The sequence below is a fragment of the Jejuia spongiicola genome, assembly GCF_023502325.1.
Taxonomy (GTDB): domain Bacteria; phylum Bacteroidota; class Bacteroidia; order Flavobacteriales; family Flavobacteriaceae; genus Wocania_A; species Wocania_A spongiicola.
This window is the reverse complement of the sequence record NZ_JAMFLZ010000001.1, coordinates 635,596-650,034: the sequence shown is the minus strand read 5'-3', so window position 1 is coordinate 650,034 and position 14,439 is coordinate 635,596. Positions and strand designations below refer to the sequence as shown.

Below are 14,439 nucleotides of genomic sequence, written 5' to 3'. Positions count from 1 at the left end.
TTATTTTTTTAATGTAAAATGAAAGGTTGTTCCTTTTGTTGGTATAGATTCTATCCAGATTTCACCTTTAAATAAATCTATGATTTTTTTAACTATAGATAACCCAATTCCTGTAGACTCTTTACTTTCTTGCAAGGCATGAAAAATTTTAAAAATTTTGTTATGATACTTTTTATCTATACCAATACCATTGTCTTTTATTGAAAACTGATAAAATGATTTTTGATCTTGAACATCAATTTCAATGCGTCCTTCTTCTTTATCATTAAACTTAACAGCATTGCTAATTAAATTTTGAAACAATTGCTGAAGCTTCACTTTATCTCCGTAAACTATTGGTAATGGATTTAAAGTTTCTATTTTAATATGTTCTGGCACAAATAAAATTTGCTTTAAATCTTCTATTAGAATATTTAAATCTACCTCTTCTTTTTTAGTAGAGTCTGAACCTACACTTGAATATAACAGAACATCTGAAATAAGTTGTTCCATCTTTTCCAGCGTTGTTTCAATAAGTTCTAAATTCTTATTACTAGTATCATCTAGCTTACCTTTATTGTCTTCTTTTATCCAATTAACCAATGCATCTATACTTCGCAGAGGTGATTTTAAATCATGAGATACTATATGCGCATATTCTTGAAGTTCTTCATTACTTTTTTCTAATTTAGTTAAAAGATCTACATTCTTAGATTCTGCTTTTTGTCGTTCTCTTAAATTGATAGCACTTTTTAATTGCATGGCTACCAGATTAGCAATACTTTCTAGGGTATGTAAATGCTCTTTTGTGAAATAATTTTTTTCTATATGTTCAGAATCAATAATTCCAATTACACGCCCATCACTTATAATAGGTACCGTAATTTCAGATAATCGCTTTTCATCATCAACTATATATCTAGAGTCTAATGCTGTGTTTTTTATTATTTCTGCTTTTCCTGTTTTTGCAACTGTACCAACGATACCTTTACCTATGGGGAGCGTAATTTTATTAAGAATTTGATTTTTACCTTCTACTTTTTCTCCATAAGCTGCAATTTGCTCTAATGTTTCTTTTTCCTGATCTACTAAATAGATAATACAATCATTAGTATTTAAATATTCTGCAATATTATGGGTGATTTCCCAGGCTATTTCATAAATATTCATTTTACCCAATATAGACTTAGCAACATCATTAATCATATCTATTATCAATGATTTTTCTCGCTCTGAGGTAATATCTTCAATAAGGGCAACTTGATATTTAATATTGCCCAAGTTATCTCTTACAGCATTTACGTTAGTTTTTGCCCAAAGTACTGATCCATCTTTTTTCTTATAGCGTTTATCTATAACAAAGTTGTCGATTTTTCCAGAGTCCATCTTTATTAAATAGTCTTTAGATTCTGAAAAGTCTTCCTTTGCTGATACATCTTTAATAGTTAATTCTGAAAGTTCTTTTTCTGTATATCCTAATAACTCCTGTATAGCATCATTAGTTCTAATTATATTTCCTTTTTGGGAAAGAACAATTCCCAAAGACGAATTCTCAACAATAATATCCAACTCCTTCTTTTGTTCTTCTATAAGTGCTGCAGTGCGCTTAGACTCAGTAATATCTCTTATAATACCTTGGGCAGCTATTGGTTGCTTTACCTTGTTATAAATTACACTAGCATTAATATGTACCCACTTAACAGCTTTTGTTTTTGTTATAATTCGTGCAGTATAATTTGTAAAAGAGCCGTGTTTTCTTAGTTTTTTAAATGATTTAAATGCATAATTGGCATCAGCTTTATAAATAAGATTTATTACGTTAAGTCTTTCTTTACTTATATCGTATCCAAAAAGTTCTGTCGCTGCATCGTTCATTTTTACAGCATTACCATTAAGGTCCATTATTAAGTAAGCATCATTAATGTTTTCAAAAACACCCTGCAATTGAGATTTTTTTTCCTCTAAAAGCAACTCTAGTTTTTCGTTTGCTCCTTTTAACTCCTGTGCTGTATTAAAAAGTTGTAGTGATTTATCCTCTAATATTTTTTCCGCTTGTTTTCTAGCAGCTTTTTCACGTGCTAAAGCACGTTCTAATATGTCAATCTGTTTTTGACTCATTAATTTTTGTTAATTAAAAACTTGACTTCTGTACCGTCTTCTTTTAATTTTTCTAATATAATGGTAGCTGTAGAATTAAAATGCTCGAAGGTTTTGTTCATTAACCCTAATCCGAAATGATGCATTGCTCTACTTGATTTATATATCATTTCAAGAGAATTCTCTGTTTTTTTAACAACTTCAAAAGTTGGCAATTCTGCTTCAGGATAAATTTTTCTAACTTCGACATGAATATGGTTTTCTATTGAAGCAAGCATTTCTATTGGGTCCTTGTAGGTAGCTATTAGATCTGGGTAACTTACTTCTAAAACACTAAAAAAATGTTCTGCGTAAACCAATAATAGGTCATCAATAGAAATGTTTGTATTAGCACTTAAATGTTGAAGTAATTGAAGCATTTCTGAAAACTTATAAGTCCCTACAGATGTATAAACCCCGTTAGATTCTAAATTAGATTCGTTAATAATTTTATCAACCATTTCTAATCCAAACTTATCTTCAACCAAATCTAAAAACTCAGTAAAAACAATACCTTTCATCTCTAATTATTTTAATTCATTAATACTCCAATATGCTAATAGTTTTTCAATTTTAGAAACATACGCTTCGTATTTTAATGGTTTTAAAACATATCCTGCAATTCCTATTTTATAGCATTCTAATAAATCTTTTTGATTGTTAGACGTGGTTAAAATAACAGTTGGAATATGCCTTAAAGTATCATCATTTTTAAGTATGTTTAAAAACTCTATACCATTTATTTTAGGCATGTTTAAATCTAATAAAATTATGTCAGGTAATTCGTCTTTTTTTTGCAAAATTTTTAAAGCATCTTCTCCATTGTTGGCCTCTGTAACATTATGTTCTAATTTAAGGGAAGAAATGGTTCTATTGAATTTCATTGTTTCAATGGTATCATCTTCTATTAATAATATATTTAAGGCTTTCATTATGTTATGATTTTCACTATTAATTGTGTGAAATTAAATGATGTAAGACGAAATACTAGCTTTATTTCGTTAAGGCAGAATTAAGTGTAGATGAATGACGGATAAGTGTCGACGAATGGTTTTTATTTTCTTATCGAAAAGTTTTCAAATCAATGCAATCACTAGGAATGAAGCCTTCTATTTTAAAAACAAAAAAGAAAAACTAATTCTATAATTTTTTCACGTATTCGGTAATGATAACGATTTGTGTTGGCCCTACTTTACCTTCAATATATTTATCATTATCTCTATCTAAACGTATATTTCTCACGGCAGTTCCTTGTTTAGCAACCATACTAGAGCCCTTTACTTTTAAATCTTTTATTAAAACTACTGAATCTCCTGCATTTAAAATAGCTCCATTTACATCGCGATGAATTATTTTATCACTCTCATCTAAACCTTCTCCCGTAGCTTTGGCAAACTCCAAAACATCGTCTTCTAAATACATCATGTCTAGTAAATCTTGTGGCCAGCCTTCAGCTTTTAATCTGCTTAACAACCTCCAAACTACTACTTTTACAGCTTGATGCTCACTCCACATACTATCGTTTAAGCACCTCCAATGGTTTGCATCAGTGGTTTCTGGGTTATTTATTTGAGTTATACAAGTACTACATGCTAACAAACTACCATCTACTCCTGCTGTTGATACTGGTGGCACTTCATATATATCTAAATTTTCAGTAGCTGCACATAATTCGCAAGTAGATTGGCTTCTATCTTTCAATGTTTGTAATAAACTCATTGTATGTTTTTATTTGATTTTGCAATAATAGGATTAAAATGCAGGCTTTACAAATTACAATTACTTGTATAAAAAAATGGATACTTTTAAAAGCATCCATTTTTTAAATAATCAGTTATATTATTTTCTAAGTTCGGGAACAACTGTATATATGGCATCACCATGCACGCCAGTAAAATATTTATCTCCTATTTTTCCCATTTCTTTTTTTGCTTCTTCAGTACTCCAATGTGCATCAAATAATTCTCCATCTTTATCAAACTTCTTATCTAAATCAGCTAAAGAATCTAAAAAGAAAGCTTCCACAAATTCCGTTTTATCAGATCCGTAAGCATGATTCATAGGATAATATGCTTTTACATATTCATTTTTGTGTGTTACGTTTTCAGTATACTCAGTAAAAGTATCCATAAACTCTTTGTACGAACCATCTTCTGGGAAAGCAAAATGGCTAGTGCGCAAGTATACAATCATGTCTTTTTTAGGGTCTTCTGATAAGCTCTTGGCAAGCGGCATGGTTGCATAAATTTCATCTGAATGAAAGGGTGAATAATAATTGCCTTGTTTTTTTAAAAAAGCTTTGCGTTCATCTTCATCAGCCCAAGCTTCTTTAGCTAACTCATCGTTTCGCTTAGCTGCTAAATCTATAGCATTCCAGTTTGCATAGGCTTGCACATAAACTAACTCTCTGTTATCTGGTGTTATTCTATGCAAATAAAACCCAGCTGCCATAACATGCTCATTCTTTTTAGTTACTTTATCCATGTATTCCTTCTCTGTAGCCTTCCATTCATCCATTTTAAAATCCTCTAAGTCCATATTCCAATGCATGGTAGTTACAGTAACATATTCTGGTCCTGCTGGTGCATCTTCTTGTGCAAAAATTGTTGTAGTGTTTAGCAACAATAGTAAAACTACAATTGCTGAAAATAATCGGTTGGTTGTTTTCATAATCTGTTAAAAATTAAAGTTAATATATTGGTTTGGTTAATACTACTTTAAGATTTAAGGGCTCGTGATTATGCTATTAATAAATTTTTAGAGATTGAGAGATTTTTGATGTATGAGTTTAAATATACAAAATATTTATTTGACTATTAACACTTTAGTAATGTCTACTTACAATTGCGTTCTCATTTTTTTAGTCATGCCTTTAACAACCATATCATAAGAATGATCGATTAATTCAATAATGAATTGTGGTTTTAACTCGCCTTTGTATATAGAAATGGTGTTCCAATGTTTATTACTTACATAAGGTCCTGCATAAATACTTTCGTATTCTTCACGCAATTCAATTGTATAATTTGGATTGCATTTTAAGGTTATGGTAGCTTCCTCTTTTTCCCATTTATTAAGAGGGGCAATTACAAACATTTTACCTAATACTTTAAAGACCAAAGTATGCTCATCAAAAGGAAATTCTTCTGTTGTTCCTTTTTTGCTTAAACAATGTTCGCGAATTTGCTCTATGTTCATAAATTAATTATTCAATTTTTTTAACACTTGCATCTTCAAGTTTTAAAGCTGAATAATCTAATTTCCAACCAATGGTTTCAACAATAGTTTCCATAAGTAAAATGGTTTCTAAAGCTTCTTTTTGTGCGACCTGAATTAAACCGCTTTCTGGAATTTTATCTTTAATATGCTGCTTCGCTTCGGTATGCAAATCAGTTAAATCGGTTGCTTCAAATTTATTGAACAAACCGTCTGATTTATCATAATAATTCAAATTAGTTTCGATGGATAAAACTTCAGGTTGCGGAAAATGTTCTAATATAATTTTCTTATTATCATTATCAGGCTTAAGCTGAATTTTAGCTAAATCATAACCCACATAGGCTTTAGCGTTAATAACTACAAGCGCTTTCTTTTTGCTAGAAATAAGCTTTAGGAATTTTTCTTTTACATCTTCATAATGATATATTTCAGCAAAATCACCTTCAACAGTTATAAACTTGCAAACTGTTTTTATCTTATCTAAAAGCAATACAGATTGTGAGTTAACTAATTGCTTTTTCTTAAGAGATTTTAGATAAGTAACAACACCTAAACTCGCTAAAACACCAATGATTATTCCTAAAAATGCTTCCATTAATTTATTAGTTATTTTGTTTTAATCTTATAAAATCAAATAGTATTCCAAAAAAAAATTATTGATTTTCAATTTTATATAAAATAGGTTTACTTGGTGTTGCATCATTTTCAAAAGGAGCAATCATAAGGTTCAGTAAATATTCACCATCATCAACTGTGTTTGGCACATAAATAAATTCTGTAATAGTTGCATCCATTCTAAGTTCTCCTTTGGTGTTCCAAAACGCATTATGAACCAACAATTTCCCATCATCCCTTTCTTTATCTACCGATGGCAAATCTATTAATAAGTGCTTAATTCCTTTTTCTTTCAAATAAACAGCGACTTCTTCTAATAAAAAAGGCGGATTTGTATTAGAATATCGCTTACTTTTTTTCTCCAATAAATTAGGTAAAGTTCTAATAATAATAGCATCTCTTTTTTTATTTCTTAAAGCCGTTTTAATTTGTTTTTTTGATATAAAAAAATCGTCTCCATCGTTTTCTGGTGCAACAGTTACAACTTCTGCCACAAAAAAATAGTGCTTTAAATTTTTGTTTACTGAATGGACTTCTTTTGTAATATGACCAACACACTCAGTATGTGTTATGTGCGAATGAGGATTAAAATGAATGTTGTTAAAATTAACTACTGCTCCTTCTGAAACTTTAATAATTTCACCATCAGAATCTTCAGGAATAATCTTTGGATCATCAACATACCAAGCATTTATATTTTCTTTAGACATATCAATTGCTATAGAAATATCTATAGGTTTGGACACATCAATTTGTATTTTCCTAGAATTGTATTGTATAGTTGCGATCATTTATGCTGAATTTATTTCAGTATCGTTTTATTATTAAATCTATAATTCCAAATATAAGTTTTTTAATTCAGGGTTCTTTAATTCAATTAAATGCCATTTCCATTCTTTTCTCCAATTCTTTAATTGCTTTTCTCTTAAAAAAGCATCATGATAATCCTGAAATTCTTCAAAGTATAATAATTCATTCACACTATACTTTTTAGTAAACACTGTTGCTTTACCTAAAACATGTAGCTCTATTCGCTTTTTTAAATCGCCAGTAGCTCCAATATACAAAACTGTTCTATTCTTGTTTGATAAGATGTATACAAAACCTGTTTTCATATTTTAAAAAGATCCTGAATCTAGTTCAGGATGAATAATTCAGAGGCAATACCGTCAACTAAAAATTTTCCTTTTTGGGTTGTTTTTAAAACATTAAGGTTTGGAGAACCAGAAAAAGTTGTGATTTCAAGCAGTTCTTTATTTATGAATTTTTCAGATGATGTTTTTAAATATTGCAAAAATTGAATGCCAAATTCAGCTTCAATTTTATATAAAGAAACGCCCCAAATAGTTCTTAAACCTGTCATAATATATTCATTATACTGGTCTTTTATAGATAAGTTTTCAATTGTATTTGGCAATTTATTATCATGAATAGATTGAATGTACTTTGAATTATTAGCAACATTCCAACTACGTTGTGTTTTAGAAAAGGAATGCGCCGAAGGTCCAATTCCTATATATGGTTTCCCTTGCCAATAAGAGGTATTGTGTTTTGAAAAATAGTTTGGCTTACCAAAATTAGAAATCTCGTAGTGCACAAACCCATGCTCAGTTGTTTTTTCTATTAAATGATTAAAATGTTGCAATGCTAAATTTTCGTCAATTGGTGGGTAGGTCCCTTTTTTTATAAATGTATACAACGCAGTTTTAGGTTCTGCTGTTAATGCGTAACTTGAAATATGATTAATCTCAAAGTCAAAAGCCATTTCTAGGTTTTTATTCCATTTTTCTAAACTCATATCTGGAATACCGTAAATTAAATCGATAGTTATATTATCAAAATGTTGAGTTGCCACAGATAAGCATTTTTTTGCTTCTTCAGATGAATGCGCACGATTCATGCTTTTTAAATCGTCTTCAAAAAAAGATTGAACACCAATGCTAAGTCTGTTTATTCGAGTATTTCTTAAATCATTAATTTGATTATTAGAAAGATCGTCTGGGTTAGCCTCTAAAGTTATTTCTGGGTTTTCAATTACCTTATAATTTTCGTAAACCGAATCAATCAACAATTGCAATTCATGATTAGTTAGCAAACTTGGTGTACCTCCTCCAAAATATATGGTTTCAATAGATTGGTTTTCAAGTTCAATTTTTCTTAACCCTAACTCTTTTATAAGTGTTTGAATCAATTCATCTTTCTTTTTTAAAGATGTAGAAAAATGAAAATCGCAATAATAACATGCCTGTTTACAAAAAGGGATATGAATGTAGATACCTGCCATTACTTAGTTTTTAACCAAACAATAGTTAATGAAATTCCATAACCAATTATAATATATAATATTACAGAGATAAAATATATAAAAACACCCTTGATAATATTTAATATGCTTATTTTTTGAAAAAATGAAATTAATGCATAAATCATGTAAAAGAACATAAAAATAAACGGCAACATTCTATACTGCGGGTTTGCATATTGTAACCCAAACATTAATACAACAGTGGCAAACATATAGAACCCAATAACGTAAAATGAAACAGCTATATATTCAGCAAATGTGTATTTTTTAAAAAAGAATAGTTTAACAGCTAAGGCGAAAGAAAAAACGAAAGTGAAAATAATATTATTTATGTTTTTCGACATAAAAACCCCAGCATTATTTATTAAACTTTGATTTATTTCGGCGCCTCCGGCTGTTGCCATATTCTCCATTGGATCATAATTCAATAATGCTTTTACAATTACAAAAATTAATGCTATTAAAATAAAAAAAGGTACTGGTTTATAATACATTTTCCTTTTCCCACTTAAGTATGCTCTAAATAATTTTCCTGGATTTATTATTAATAGTTTAAGAGTAAGAAATAAAGGTGAATTCACTGAAAAAACAGCGTCAATAAAATCTTGAAATGTTTCTTTAAATGTAACTTTATTAATAGAAGTTCTTTGTCCGCAATTAGAGCAATGTTTACCACTGGTAACTATTTCACAATTTTTACAAATTACACTCATACTTTGCTACTTTTTAACCCTATCTTCATTCTGCTTTACAAAAGCACTCCAGCCCGAATAGCTTTTACCAACAGTAACTTTTCCTGAGTTATAAAAATGACAAACTGCAGCAGCTAAACCATCGGTAGCATCTAAATTTTTAGGCAACGTTTTTAATCCTAATAAATTTTGAAGCATTTTGGCAACTTGTTCTTTACTAGCGTTTCCATTACCAGTAATTGCCATTTTTATTTTTTTAGGAAGATATTCAGTTATAGGGATTTCCCTACTTAAACCTGCTGCCATTGCTACACCTTGCGCACGCCCTAATTTGAGCATACTTTGAACATTTTTACCAAAAAACGGTGCTTCAATAGCAATTTCGTCTGGGTTATGAGTATCTATAAGCTCTATAGTACGTTCAAAAATAAGTTTCAACTTTAAGTAATGATCGCTATATTTTTTTAAATCCAGCTCATTAAGCTGAACAAAATGCATGTTTTTCCCAACTACTTTTATAAGCCCGAAACCCATAATAGTTGTTCCTGGATCTATTCCTAAAATAATTCTTTCTTTGCCCATTAATCGCAATATTGACAACCACTAAGTGAAATAGATGCGCCGATTGTTAATGTTAACATGTTTCCGTTAAACGATCCCAACCCACTTGAAACAGGATTAAAATCTTTTCCAAAGCTTAATATATAAGATGCATCAAAATATACCGAAAGTTTATCGGAAATTCCATAATGAAACTCTATTCCTGCCATTGCATTTAAAAAAGAAGTATCATTTTGAGTGTAATTCCCTAAAGGCTTTATAGTTGTATAACCTGGTCCAGCATGAACAAATGTTCCCATCTGCTGTGGTAAAAAACTAAATATGCTTGTTGCATCATAAACCAATTGCGCATTGAGTCGAGTGTAATTAATTTTAAATTCTGGTGTATCATTTAAGTTTGAAAAACGATTATAACCAAAATCTAATTTTGCTCCCAACTTAGGCTTAAACATGTATTGAACACCTAAGTTTATGCTAGGAAAATTAACAGATTTGGCTTCAAAATTATTAACAAACCCACTTGCCGATGGCTTATTAATGCCTAACGCAAATTGAGCTTTAACCGTGCTTTTATCACTTTGTGAAACCGCTGAAAAACTACAGAAAATAAAAATTATTGAAAATAATATCGATTTAAATTTTAGAGGCATAAAATAATATTGGTTTAATTTGCTGTATAATTTTATATGATAAATAACACATTGCCATACAAAACTAAGCAATTCTTTTTTGTGCTCATTAAATTAAGCATTGTTGTTGGCGCATTTTATTTTATTTACAATAAACTAGCAAATAACGATAATTTACAACTTTCTACTTTTATCGATTTTTTATCAAAAAAGAATGTTTTTGCAACAAAAAACATCATTTTATTACTCTTTTTAAGCATTTTTAACTGGTTTTTTGAAATCTTGAAATGGAAAATTTTGGTTTCTCCAATTAAAAAAATTAGCTTTAAAAATGCACTAGAACAAAGTTTAGGCGCCTTAACAGCATCATTACTTACACCAAATAGAGTTGGAGAATATGGAGCAAAGGCTATCTATTATTCAACAAATATGAGAAAACGGGTTGTACTCATTAATCTATTAAGCAACCTATTGCAAATGGCCATCACAGTTATTTTAGGCGTTTTAGGTTTTTATTTTTTAATATCAACTTACCCAGTAAATTTAGACTATTACAAACTTGCAAGAGTAAGCATAATTGGTTTAATGGTGCTGTTTTTAGTAGGCTTTGGCATTAAAAAAAGTAAAATTACAATTAAAGGTTTTTCGTTAGAAAAAGTAAAACGATTTGTTACAGAGTTTCCTAGAATAAAAATTTTACAAGGACTTTTATTTTCTTTTGTGCGATACGCAGTTTTTTCGTTTCAATTTTACTTTCTATTATTACTTTTTGGTAGTAGCATAGCTTACTTAGATGCCATGATTATAATTACATCAATGTATTTATTAGCATCAATTATTCCTTCTATATTTATTTTTGATGTAGTTATAAAAGGAAGTATTGCTCTATATTTATTCCAATTTGTTAATATAAACGAGCTTACAGTTTTAAGTATTATCACCACAATGTGGTTACTAAATTTTGTGATACCAAGTATGTTTGGAAGCTTTTATGTCCTTAATTTTAATTTCCCAAAAAATGAAGATTAGTTATGGTTTTAATTAGCATTATTATAACCGTTTTATATTTACTTTTAATAGGAAGTTTTGTTTTTGGTTTTGATAAAGTCTCTGTTTTTAAATTGAAAGATATAGATGTAAAAACCAAGTTCTCTGTAATTATTCCTTTTAGAAATGAAGCTAAAAATTTATCAGATCTGTTAGCGTCAATTGCTACTTTAGAATATCCAAATCATTTATATGAAATCATTTTTGTTGATGATGATTCTAATGATGATTCTAATGATTTAATAAAGGAATTTATAAATAACTCTAGTAATAACATCAAAATAATTTCTAATGAGAGAACGTCTAATTCTCCAAAAAAAGATGCTATTACTAATGCAATAAAACATTCAAAACATGAATGGATAATTACCACTGATGCTGATTGTATTTTACCAAAATATTGGCTAGATAGTTTTGATGAATTTATTCAAAAAACACAAAGTAAATGTATTGTTGCTCCTGTAACATATATGAATGAAAGTGGTTTTTTAAACCGCTTTCAAATTCTAGATATATTAAGTTTACAAAGCACTACCATTGGCGGCTTTGGTATTCAAAAACCGTTTTTATGCAATGGAGCAAATTTTGCTTATAAAAAGGACGTTTTTATAGCAGTAAATGGATTTGAAGGCAATAATAATATGGCTAGTGGCGATGATGTTTTCCTGCTAGAAAAGATTGAAAAAGCATACCCAAAAACAATTAATTACTTAAAATGCGAACAAGCTATTGTAACAACTAAAGCGCAACAAAACTGGAATTCATTAAAAGAACAACGTGTAAGATGGGCGGCAAAAACAAGTTTATTAAAAAACACATTTAGCAAGCTAACTGGGGTAATTGTTTTGCTAATGAACGCGTTAATAATTGTGCTTTTAACACTAACCTCTATAAATGAATTTAGTCTTAAAAGTTTTATCTATATTTTGATTATTAAATTTAGTATTGATTTCTTATTAATTTATAAATCTGCTTTGTTTTTTAATCAAAAACATATTTTATCAACTTATATTTTTGGTTTTTTAATTTACTCTTTCTTCAGCGTTTATATTGCTTTAATTTCAATGTTTAAAGGTTATAAATGGAAAGGTAGAAGTTTTAAAAAATAAACTTAATTGATTTATTTTTAGTAGCTTTACATATAACCCAATATCTTAAAAACCATGAAAAAGGTTCTTTTCTTACTCGTACTTACTACTTGTTCTTTTTCTGTTTCTGCTCAACAAAAACATACTATTAACGGAAAAAGTTACGAACTTAAAACTGCCGTTGAAGGTCATCTAAATTTGCTTTGGAATATTGTTGATAAACAATTTCGATATTTTGTTAAAACGGCTGATGGAAACGTTTCAGAACTGTTAAATACTAAAGATTTAAACAATAACTACCAAGAGCAATATAAAATACAGCTCAAAGAATTAACTAAAGGCGCAAATGTCAATACTAACGATTTAAAATTTACATTAAACGATTTGACACAGTTTTTCAAACACTACAACTCTGCCATAGGTCATTCGGCATACCTAGATGAAAAACCAATACTTAAATTCCGCCTAGGTTTTTATGGCGGTATTACAAATCATCCTTTTGTAAATAATACGAATAATACAAAAGTTCCTTTTTTTGGTACTGAACTTGAAGTCTTTTCTTCTAATGAGAATTCTAACCATGCTGGCTTTTTTAATATAGAACATGCTTTAGATAATGATGATTTTAAATATACTTCAACTCAACTAGCTTTGGGTTATAGATATAGGTTTATTAATAAATCATCGTTTAACATTTACGGAAATGCTCTTTTAGCAACTTATAATTTCTCAAAAAGCACTATTTTACTAACAAGTACCACAAATGAAGTAGTAAAAAACTCAACCTTCAAAATTCCATTTGCATTTGGTTTAGGTGCTGATATCAAAATTAGTGACGGCAGCTTTATAACCTTAGCTTACAACGAATTGATAGCTCTATTTGTAGATAACAATGGTAATTTTCCAATTGATTTTGCTGTTGGCTATAAGTTTAATTTATAAATGAATCTATTAAATAAAACATCAAATCCTGCATTTACAAATCACTTTTTTGGTGGCAATAATACATCAGCAAAAACCATGTCTGTAACTGGTGTTTTTATAAAATCTTTGGCCTCAATAAGTATTATTATAATTATATCTATTGGCATTTGGAAGTTACATAACCAAGGAACAAATCTTAAATGGTATTCCATGGGAGGTATGCTAGCAGCCATAGTGATAAGTATTATTATTTCTGTACGGCAACACTGGGCGCATATTCTAGTTCCCCTTTATGCTATTGCTAAAGGTTTTTTTCTGGGTAGTATTTCGGCTTATGCACAAGCTAAATTTCCTAATTTCCCTTACCAAGCCATAGGCATTACCATGGTAACTTTTGTGGTGATGCTCTTGTTGTATCAAACACGGGTTATAGTGGTCACTAAAAAACTACGAAGCGTTATTATTACTGCTGTAACAAGTATTTTTGTAATTTATATTATTTCATGGATTTTAGGCTTTTTTGGTATTAAAGTTTTTATTTGGGGCGTTTCTTGGCCTGCAATAGTTTTTAATATTCTTGCCACTATTTTTGCTTCACTATCATTACTTCTTGATTTTGATTATATAGAGCGCTACAAAAACAAAGCTCCTAAATATAAAGAGTGGTTAGCAACTTGGGGCTTATTAGTTACTTTGGTTTGGTTGTATATTGAAGTTTTAAGGTTGATGAAAAAATTAGCAATTAGGTTTTAAAACTAATACTAGTTAACCTTAACAATTATTGGTAGTTTAAATGCTGTCGTTACTTGCTGTCCGTGTTTTGTAGCTGGAAAAATTTTGGGGAGTGAATCTAAGCTTTTTGTAAGCAAACTTTCAATATTTGGAATTTCTTCACGGGTAACAGCGTTTATTTTTGCATCTATTAATTTTAAGTTTCCCGTTTCAGATACTTTAAAGTTTAAAACAATAGTATCGCTAACATCTTTTGATACAATGATTATTTCTTTTTGCAAAAAATCAGAAATATGTGAGGTTAGAATTTTTTGGAAACATTCTTTTACATCATTCTTAACAGTCAAAGAATCGCATGCAGAAAAACTAGGATATTCATCTACATCATTCCAATTAAAAGTTTGTAATTCTTCTTTTAAAATAGCTTCAGACGATGTTTTTTTTACATTAAAATACTCGCAAGAGGTAAGCATCAAAACAAATAAAAAACCTAAAAAGTATCTCATGGGTAA

The 14,439-nt window shown here is 29.3% G+C and carries 18 protein-coding genes; 4 read left to right on the top strand and 14 right to left on the bottom strand.

The window, feature by feature from the left end; genetic code table 11:
• From M3P09_RS03015 to M3P09_RS02955, 13 genes are all read right to left on the bottom strand, one after another.
• On the bottom strand, window positions 1-2,097 hold the full coding sequence (locus M3P09_RS03015; protein ID WP_249971963.1) for a PAS domain-containing sensor histidine kinase: 2,097 nt from the start codon (window positions 2,095-2,097) through the stop codon (window positions 1-3).
• A complete protein-coding gene (locus M3P09_RS03010) occupies window positions 2,097-2,636 on the bottom strand; it encodes a heme NO-binding domain-containing protein (protein ID WP_099564703.1) in 540 nt (179 codons plus the stop codon). Before M3P09_RS03010 ends, M3P09_RS03015 begins: the two co-directional genes overlap by 1 nt.
• 6 nt (window positions 2,637-2,642) lie before the next feature.
• Window positions 2,643-3,047 carry a response regulator gene (locus tag M3P09_RS03005; RefSeq protein WP_099564704.1) on the bottom strand — a complete coding sequence of 135 codons (405 nt, stop codon included), beginning with the start codon at window positions 3,045-3,047 and terminating at the stop codon, window positions 2,643-2,645.
• A gap of 208 nt (window positions 3,048-3,255) precedes the next feature.
• Entirely contained in the window at window positions 3,256-3,834 is a 579-nt protein-coding gene (locus M3P09_RS03000; protein WP_249971962.1) for a PhnA domain-containing protein, read from the bottom strand.
• Between the two features lie 120 nt (window positions 3,835-3,954).
• Window positions 3,955-4,785 carry a hypothetical protein gene (locus tag M3P09_RS02995; RefSeq protein WP_249971961.1) on the bottom strand — a complete coding sequence of 277 codons (831 nt, stop codon included), beginning with the start codon at window positions 4,783-4,785 and terminating at the stop codon, window positions 3,955-3,957.
• Window positions 4,786-4,953: 168 nt separating this feature from the next.
• Window positions 4,954-5,313: an MmcQ/YjbR family DNA-binding protein gene (locus M3P09_RS02990; RefSeq protein ID WP_249971960.1), complete on the bottom strand. Its 360-nt coding sequence runs from the start codon at window positions 5,311-5,313 to the stop codon at window positions 4,954-4,956.
• 7 nt (window positions 5,314-5,320) lie between these two features.
• Window positions 5,321-5,929, bottom strand: coding sequence for a DUF4230 domain-containing protein (locus M3P09_RS02985; RefSeq protein WP_099564709.1), 609 nt, complete (start codon window positions 5,927-5,929; stop codon window positions 5,321-5,323).
• 58 nt (window positions 5,930-5,987) lie between these two features.
• The gene (locus tag M3P09_RS02980; protein WP_099564710.1) at window positions 5,988-6,740 is read right to left on the bottom strand and encodes a cyclase family protein; all 753 of its coding nucleotides are present in this window, start codon (window positions 6,738-6,740) and stop codon (window positions 5,988-5,990) included.
• Window positions 6,741-6,779: 39 nt separating this feature from the next.
• Complete coding sequence (locus M3P09_RS02975) at window positions 6,780-7,064, bottom strand: GIY-YIG nuclease family protein (RefSeq protein WP_099564711.1); 285 nt, start codon at window positions 7,062-7,064, stop codon at window positions 6,780-6,782.
• A gap of 20 nt (window positions 7,065-7,084) precedes the next feature.
• On the bottom strand, window positions 7,085-8,233 hold the full coding sequence (hemW, locus tag M3P09_RS02970; RefSeq protein WP_249971959.1) for a radical SAM family heme chaperone HemW: 1,149 nt from the start codon (window positions 8,231-8,233) through the stop codon (window positions 7,085-7,087).
• Window positions 8,233-8,967: a DUF3667 domain-containing protein gene (locus M3P09_RS02965; RefSeq protein ID WP_099564713.1), complete on the bottom strand. Its 735-nt coding sequence runs from the start codon at window positions 8,965-8,967 to the stop codon at window positions 8,233-8,235. Before M3P09_RS02965 ends, hemW begins: the two co-directional genes overlap by 1 nt.
• Window positions 8,968-8,973: 6 nt before the next feature.
• Window positions 8,974-9,528 (bottom strand): crossover junction endodeoxyribonuclease RuvC, encoded by a 555-nt coding sequence (gene ruvC / locus M3P09_RS02960; RefSeq protein ID WP_099564714.1) that lies wholly within the window; start codon window positions 9,526-9,528, stop codon window positions 8,974-8,976.
• On the bottom strand, window positions 9,528-10,157 hold the full coding sequence (locus tag M3P09_RS02955) for an outer membrane beta-barrel protein (protein ID WP_249971958.1): 630 nt from the start codon (window positions 10,155-10,157) through the stop codon (window positions 9,528-9,530). Before M3P09_RS02955 ends, ruvC begins: the two co-directional genes overlap by 1 nt.
• Window positions 10,158-10,193: 36 nt before the next feature.
• On the opposite strand from M3P09_RS02955, the gene M3P09_RS02950 reads away from it, so the two are divergent.
• From M3P09_RS02950 to M3P09_RS02935, 4 genes are read left to right on the top strand one after another with little or no spacing between them, the layout of a single operon-like run.
• Window positions 10,194-11,165, top strand: coding sequence for a lysylphosphatidylglycerol synthase domain-containing protein (locus M3P09_RS02950; RefSeq protein ID WP_249971957.1), 972 nt, complete (start codon window positions 10,194-10,196; stop codon window positions 11,163-11,165).
• Between the two features lie 2 nt (window positions 11,166-11,167).
• The gene (locus tag M3P09_RS02945) at window positions 11,168-12,292 is read left to right on the top strand and encodes a glycosyltransferase (RefSeq protein WP_249971956.1); all 1,125 of its coding nucleotides are present in this window, start codon (window positions 11,168-11,170) and stop codon (window positions 12,290-12,292) included.
• 54 nt (window positions 12,293-12,346) lie between these two features.
• Window positions 12,347-13,213 (top strand): hypothetical protein, encoded by an 867-nt coding sequence (locus M3P09_RS02940; protein WP_249971955.1) that lies wholly within the window; start codon window positions 12,347-12,349, stop codon window positions 13,211-13,213.
• Window positions 13,214-13,948 (top strand): Bax inhibitor-1/YccA family protein, encoded by a 735-nt coding sequence (locus M3P09_RS02935; protein ID WP_249971954.1) that lies wholly within the window; start codon window positions 13,214-13,216, stop codon window positions 13,946-13,948.
• Window positions 13,949-13,956: 8 nt separating this feature from the next.
• Here the strand turns inward: M3P09_RS02935 and M3P09_RS02930 are convergent, their stop codons facing one another.
• On the bottom strand, window positions 13,957-14,433 hold the full coding sequence (locus M3P09_RS02930) for a hypothetical protein (protein WP_249971953.1): 477 nt from the start codon (window positions 14,431-14,433) through the stop codon (window positions 13,957-13,959).
• Window positions 14,434-14,439 lie beyond the last annotated feature (6 nt).

What these genes read in the sequence shown, in the direction of transcription:
- M3P09_RS02950 (WP_249971957.1), top strand. Translation starts at nt 10,194, where the DNA reads ATGATAAATAACACATTGCCATACAAAACTAAGCAATTCTTTTTTGTG.
- M3P09_RS02965 (WP_099564713.1), bottom strand. Translation starts at nt 8,967, where the DNA reads ATGAGTGTAATTTGTAAAAATTGTGAAATAGTTACCAGTGGTAAACAT.
- ruvC (WP_099564714.1), bottom strand. Translation starts at nt 9,528, where the DNA reads ATGGGCAAAGAAAGAATTATTTTAGGAATAGATCCAGGAACAACTATT.
- M3P09_RS02935 (WP_249971954.1), top strand. Translation starts at nt 13,214, where the DNA reads ATGAATCTATTAAATAAAACATCAAATCCTGCATTTACAAATCACTTT.
- M3P09_RS02980 (WP_099564710.1), bottom strand. Translation starts at nt 6,740, where the DNA reads ATGATCGCAACTATACAATACAATTCTAGGAAAATACAAATTGATGTG.
- M3P09_RS02985 (WP_099564709.1), bottom strand. Translation starts at nt 5,929, where the DNA reads ATGGAAGCATTTTTAGGAATAATCATTGGTGTTTTAGCGAGTTTAGGT.
- M3P09_RS02975 (WP_099564711.1), bottom strand. Translation starts at nt 7,064, where the DNA reads ATGAAAACAGGTTTTGTATACATCTTATCAAACAAGAATAGAACAGTT.
- hemW (WP_249971959.1), bottom strand. Translation starts at nt 8,233, where the DNA reads ATGGCAGGTATCTACATTCATATCCCTTTTTGTAAACAGGCATGTTAT.
- M3P09_RS03005 (WP_099564704.1), bottom strand. Translation starts at nt 3,047, where the DNA reads ATGAAAGCCTTAAATATATTATTAATAGAAGATGATACCATTGAAACA.
- M3P09_RS03015 (WP_249971963.1), bottom strand. Translation starts at nt 2,097, where the DNA reads ATGAGTCAAAAACAGATTGACATATTAGAACGTGCTTTAGCACGTGAA.
- M3P09_RS02955 (WP_249971958.1), bottom strand. Translation starts at nt 10,157, where the DNA reads ATGCCTCTAAAATTTAAATCGATATTATTTTCAATAATTTTTATTTTC.
- M3P09_RS03010 (WP_099564703.1), bottom strand. Translation starts at nt 2,636, where the DNA reads ATGAAAGGTATTGTTTTTACTGAGTTTTTAGATTTGGTTGAAGATAAG.
- M3P09_RS02990 (WP_249971960.1), bottom strand. Translation starts at nt 5,313, where the DNA reads ATGAACATAGAGCAAATTCGCGAACATTGTTTAAGCAAAAAAGGAACA.
- M3P09_RS03000 (WP_249971962.1), bottom strand. Translation starts at nt 3,834, where the DNA reads ATGAGTTTATTACAAACATTGAAAGATAGAAGCCAATCTACTTGCGAA.
- M3P09_RS02945 (WP_249971956.1), top strand. Translation starts at nt 11,168, where the DNA reads ATGGTTTTAATTAGCATTATTATAACCGTTTTATATTTACTTTTAATA.
- M3P09_RS02940 (WP_249971955.1), top strand. Translation starts at nt 12,347, where the DNA reads ATGAAAAAGGTTCTTTTCTTACTCGTACTTACTACTTGTTCTTTTTCT.
- M3P09_RS02995 (WP_249971961.1), bottom strand. Translation starts at nt 4,785, where the DNA reads ATGAAAACAACCAACCGATTATTTTCAGCAATTGTAGTTTTACTATTG.
- M3P09_RS02930 (WP_249971953.1), bottom strand. Translation starts at nt 14,433, where the DNA reads ATGAGATACTTTTTAGGTTTTTTATTTGTTTTGATGCTTACCTCTTGC.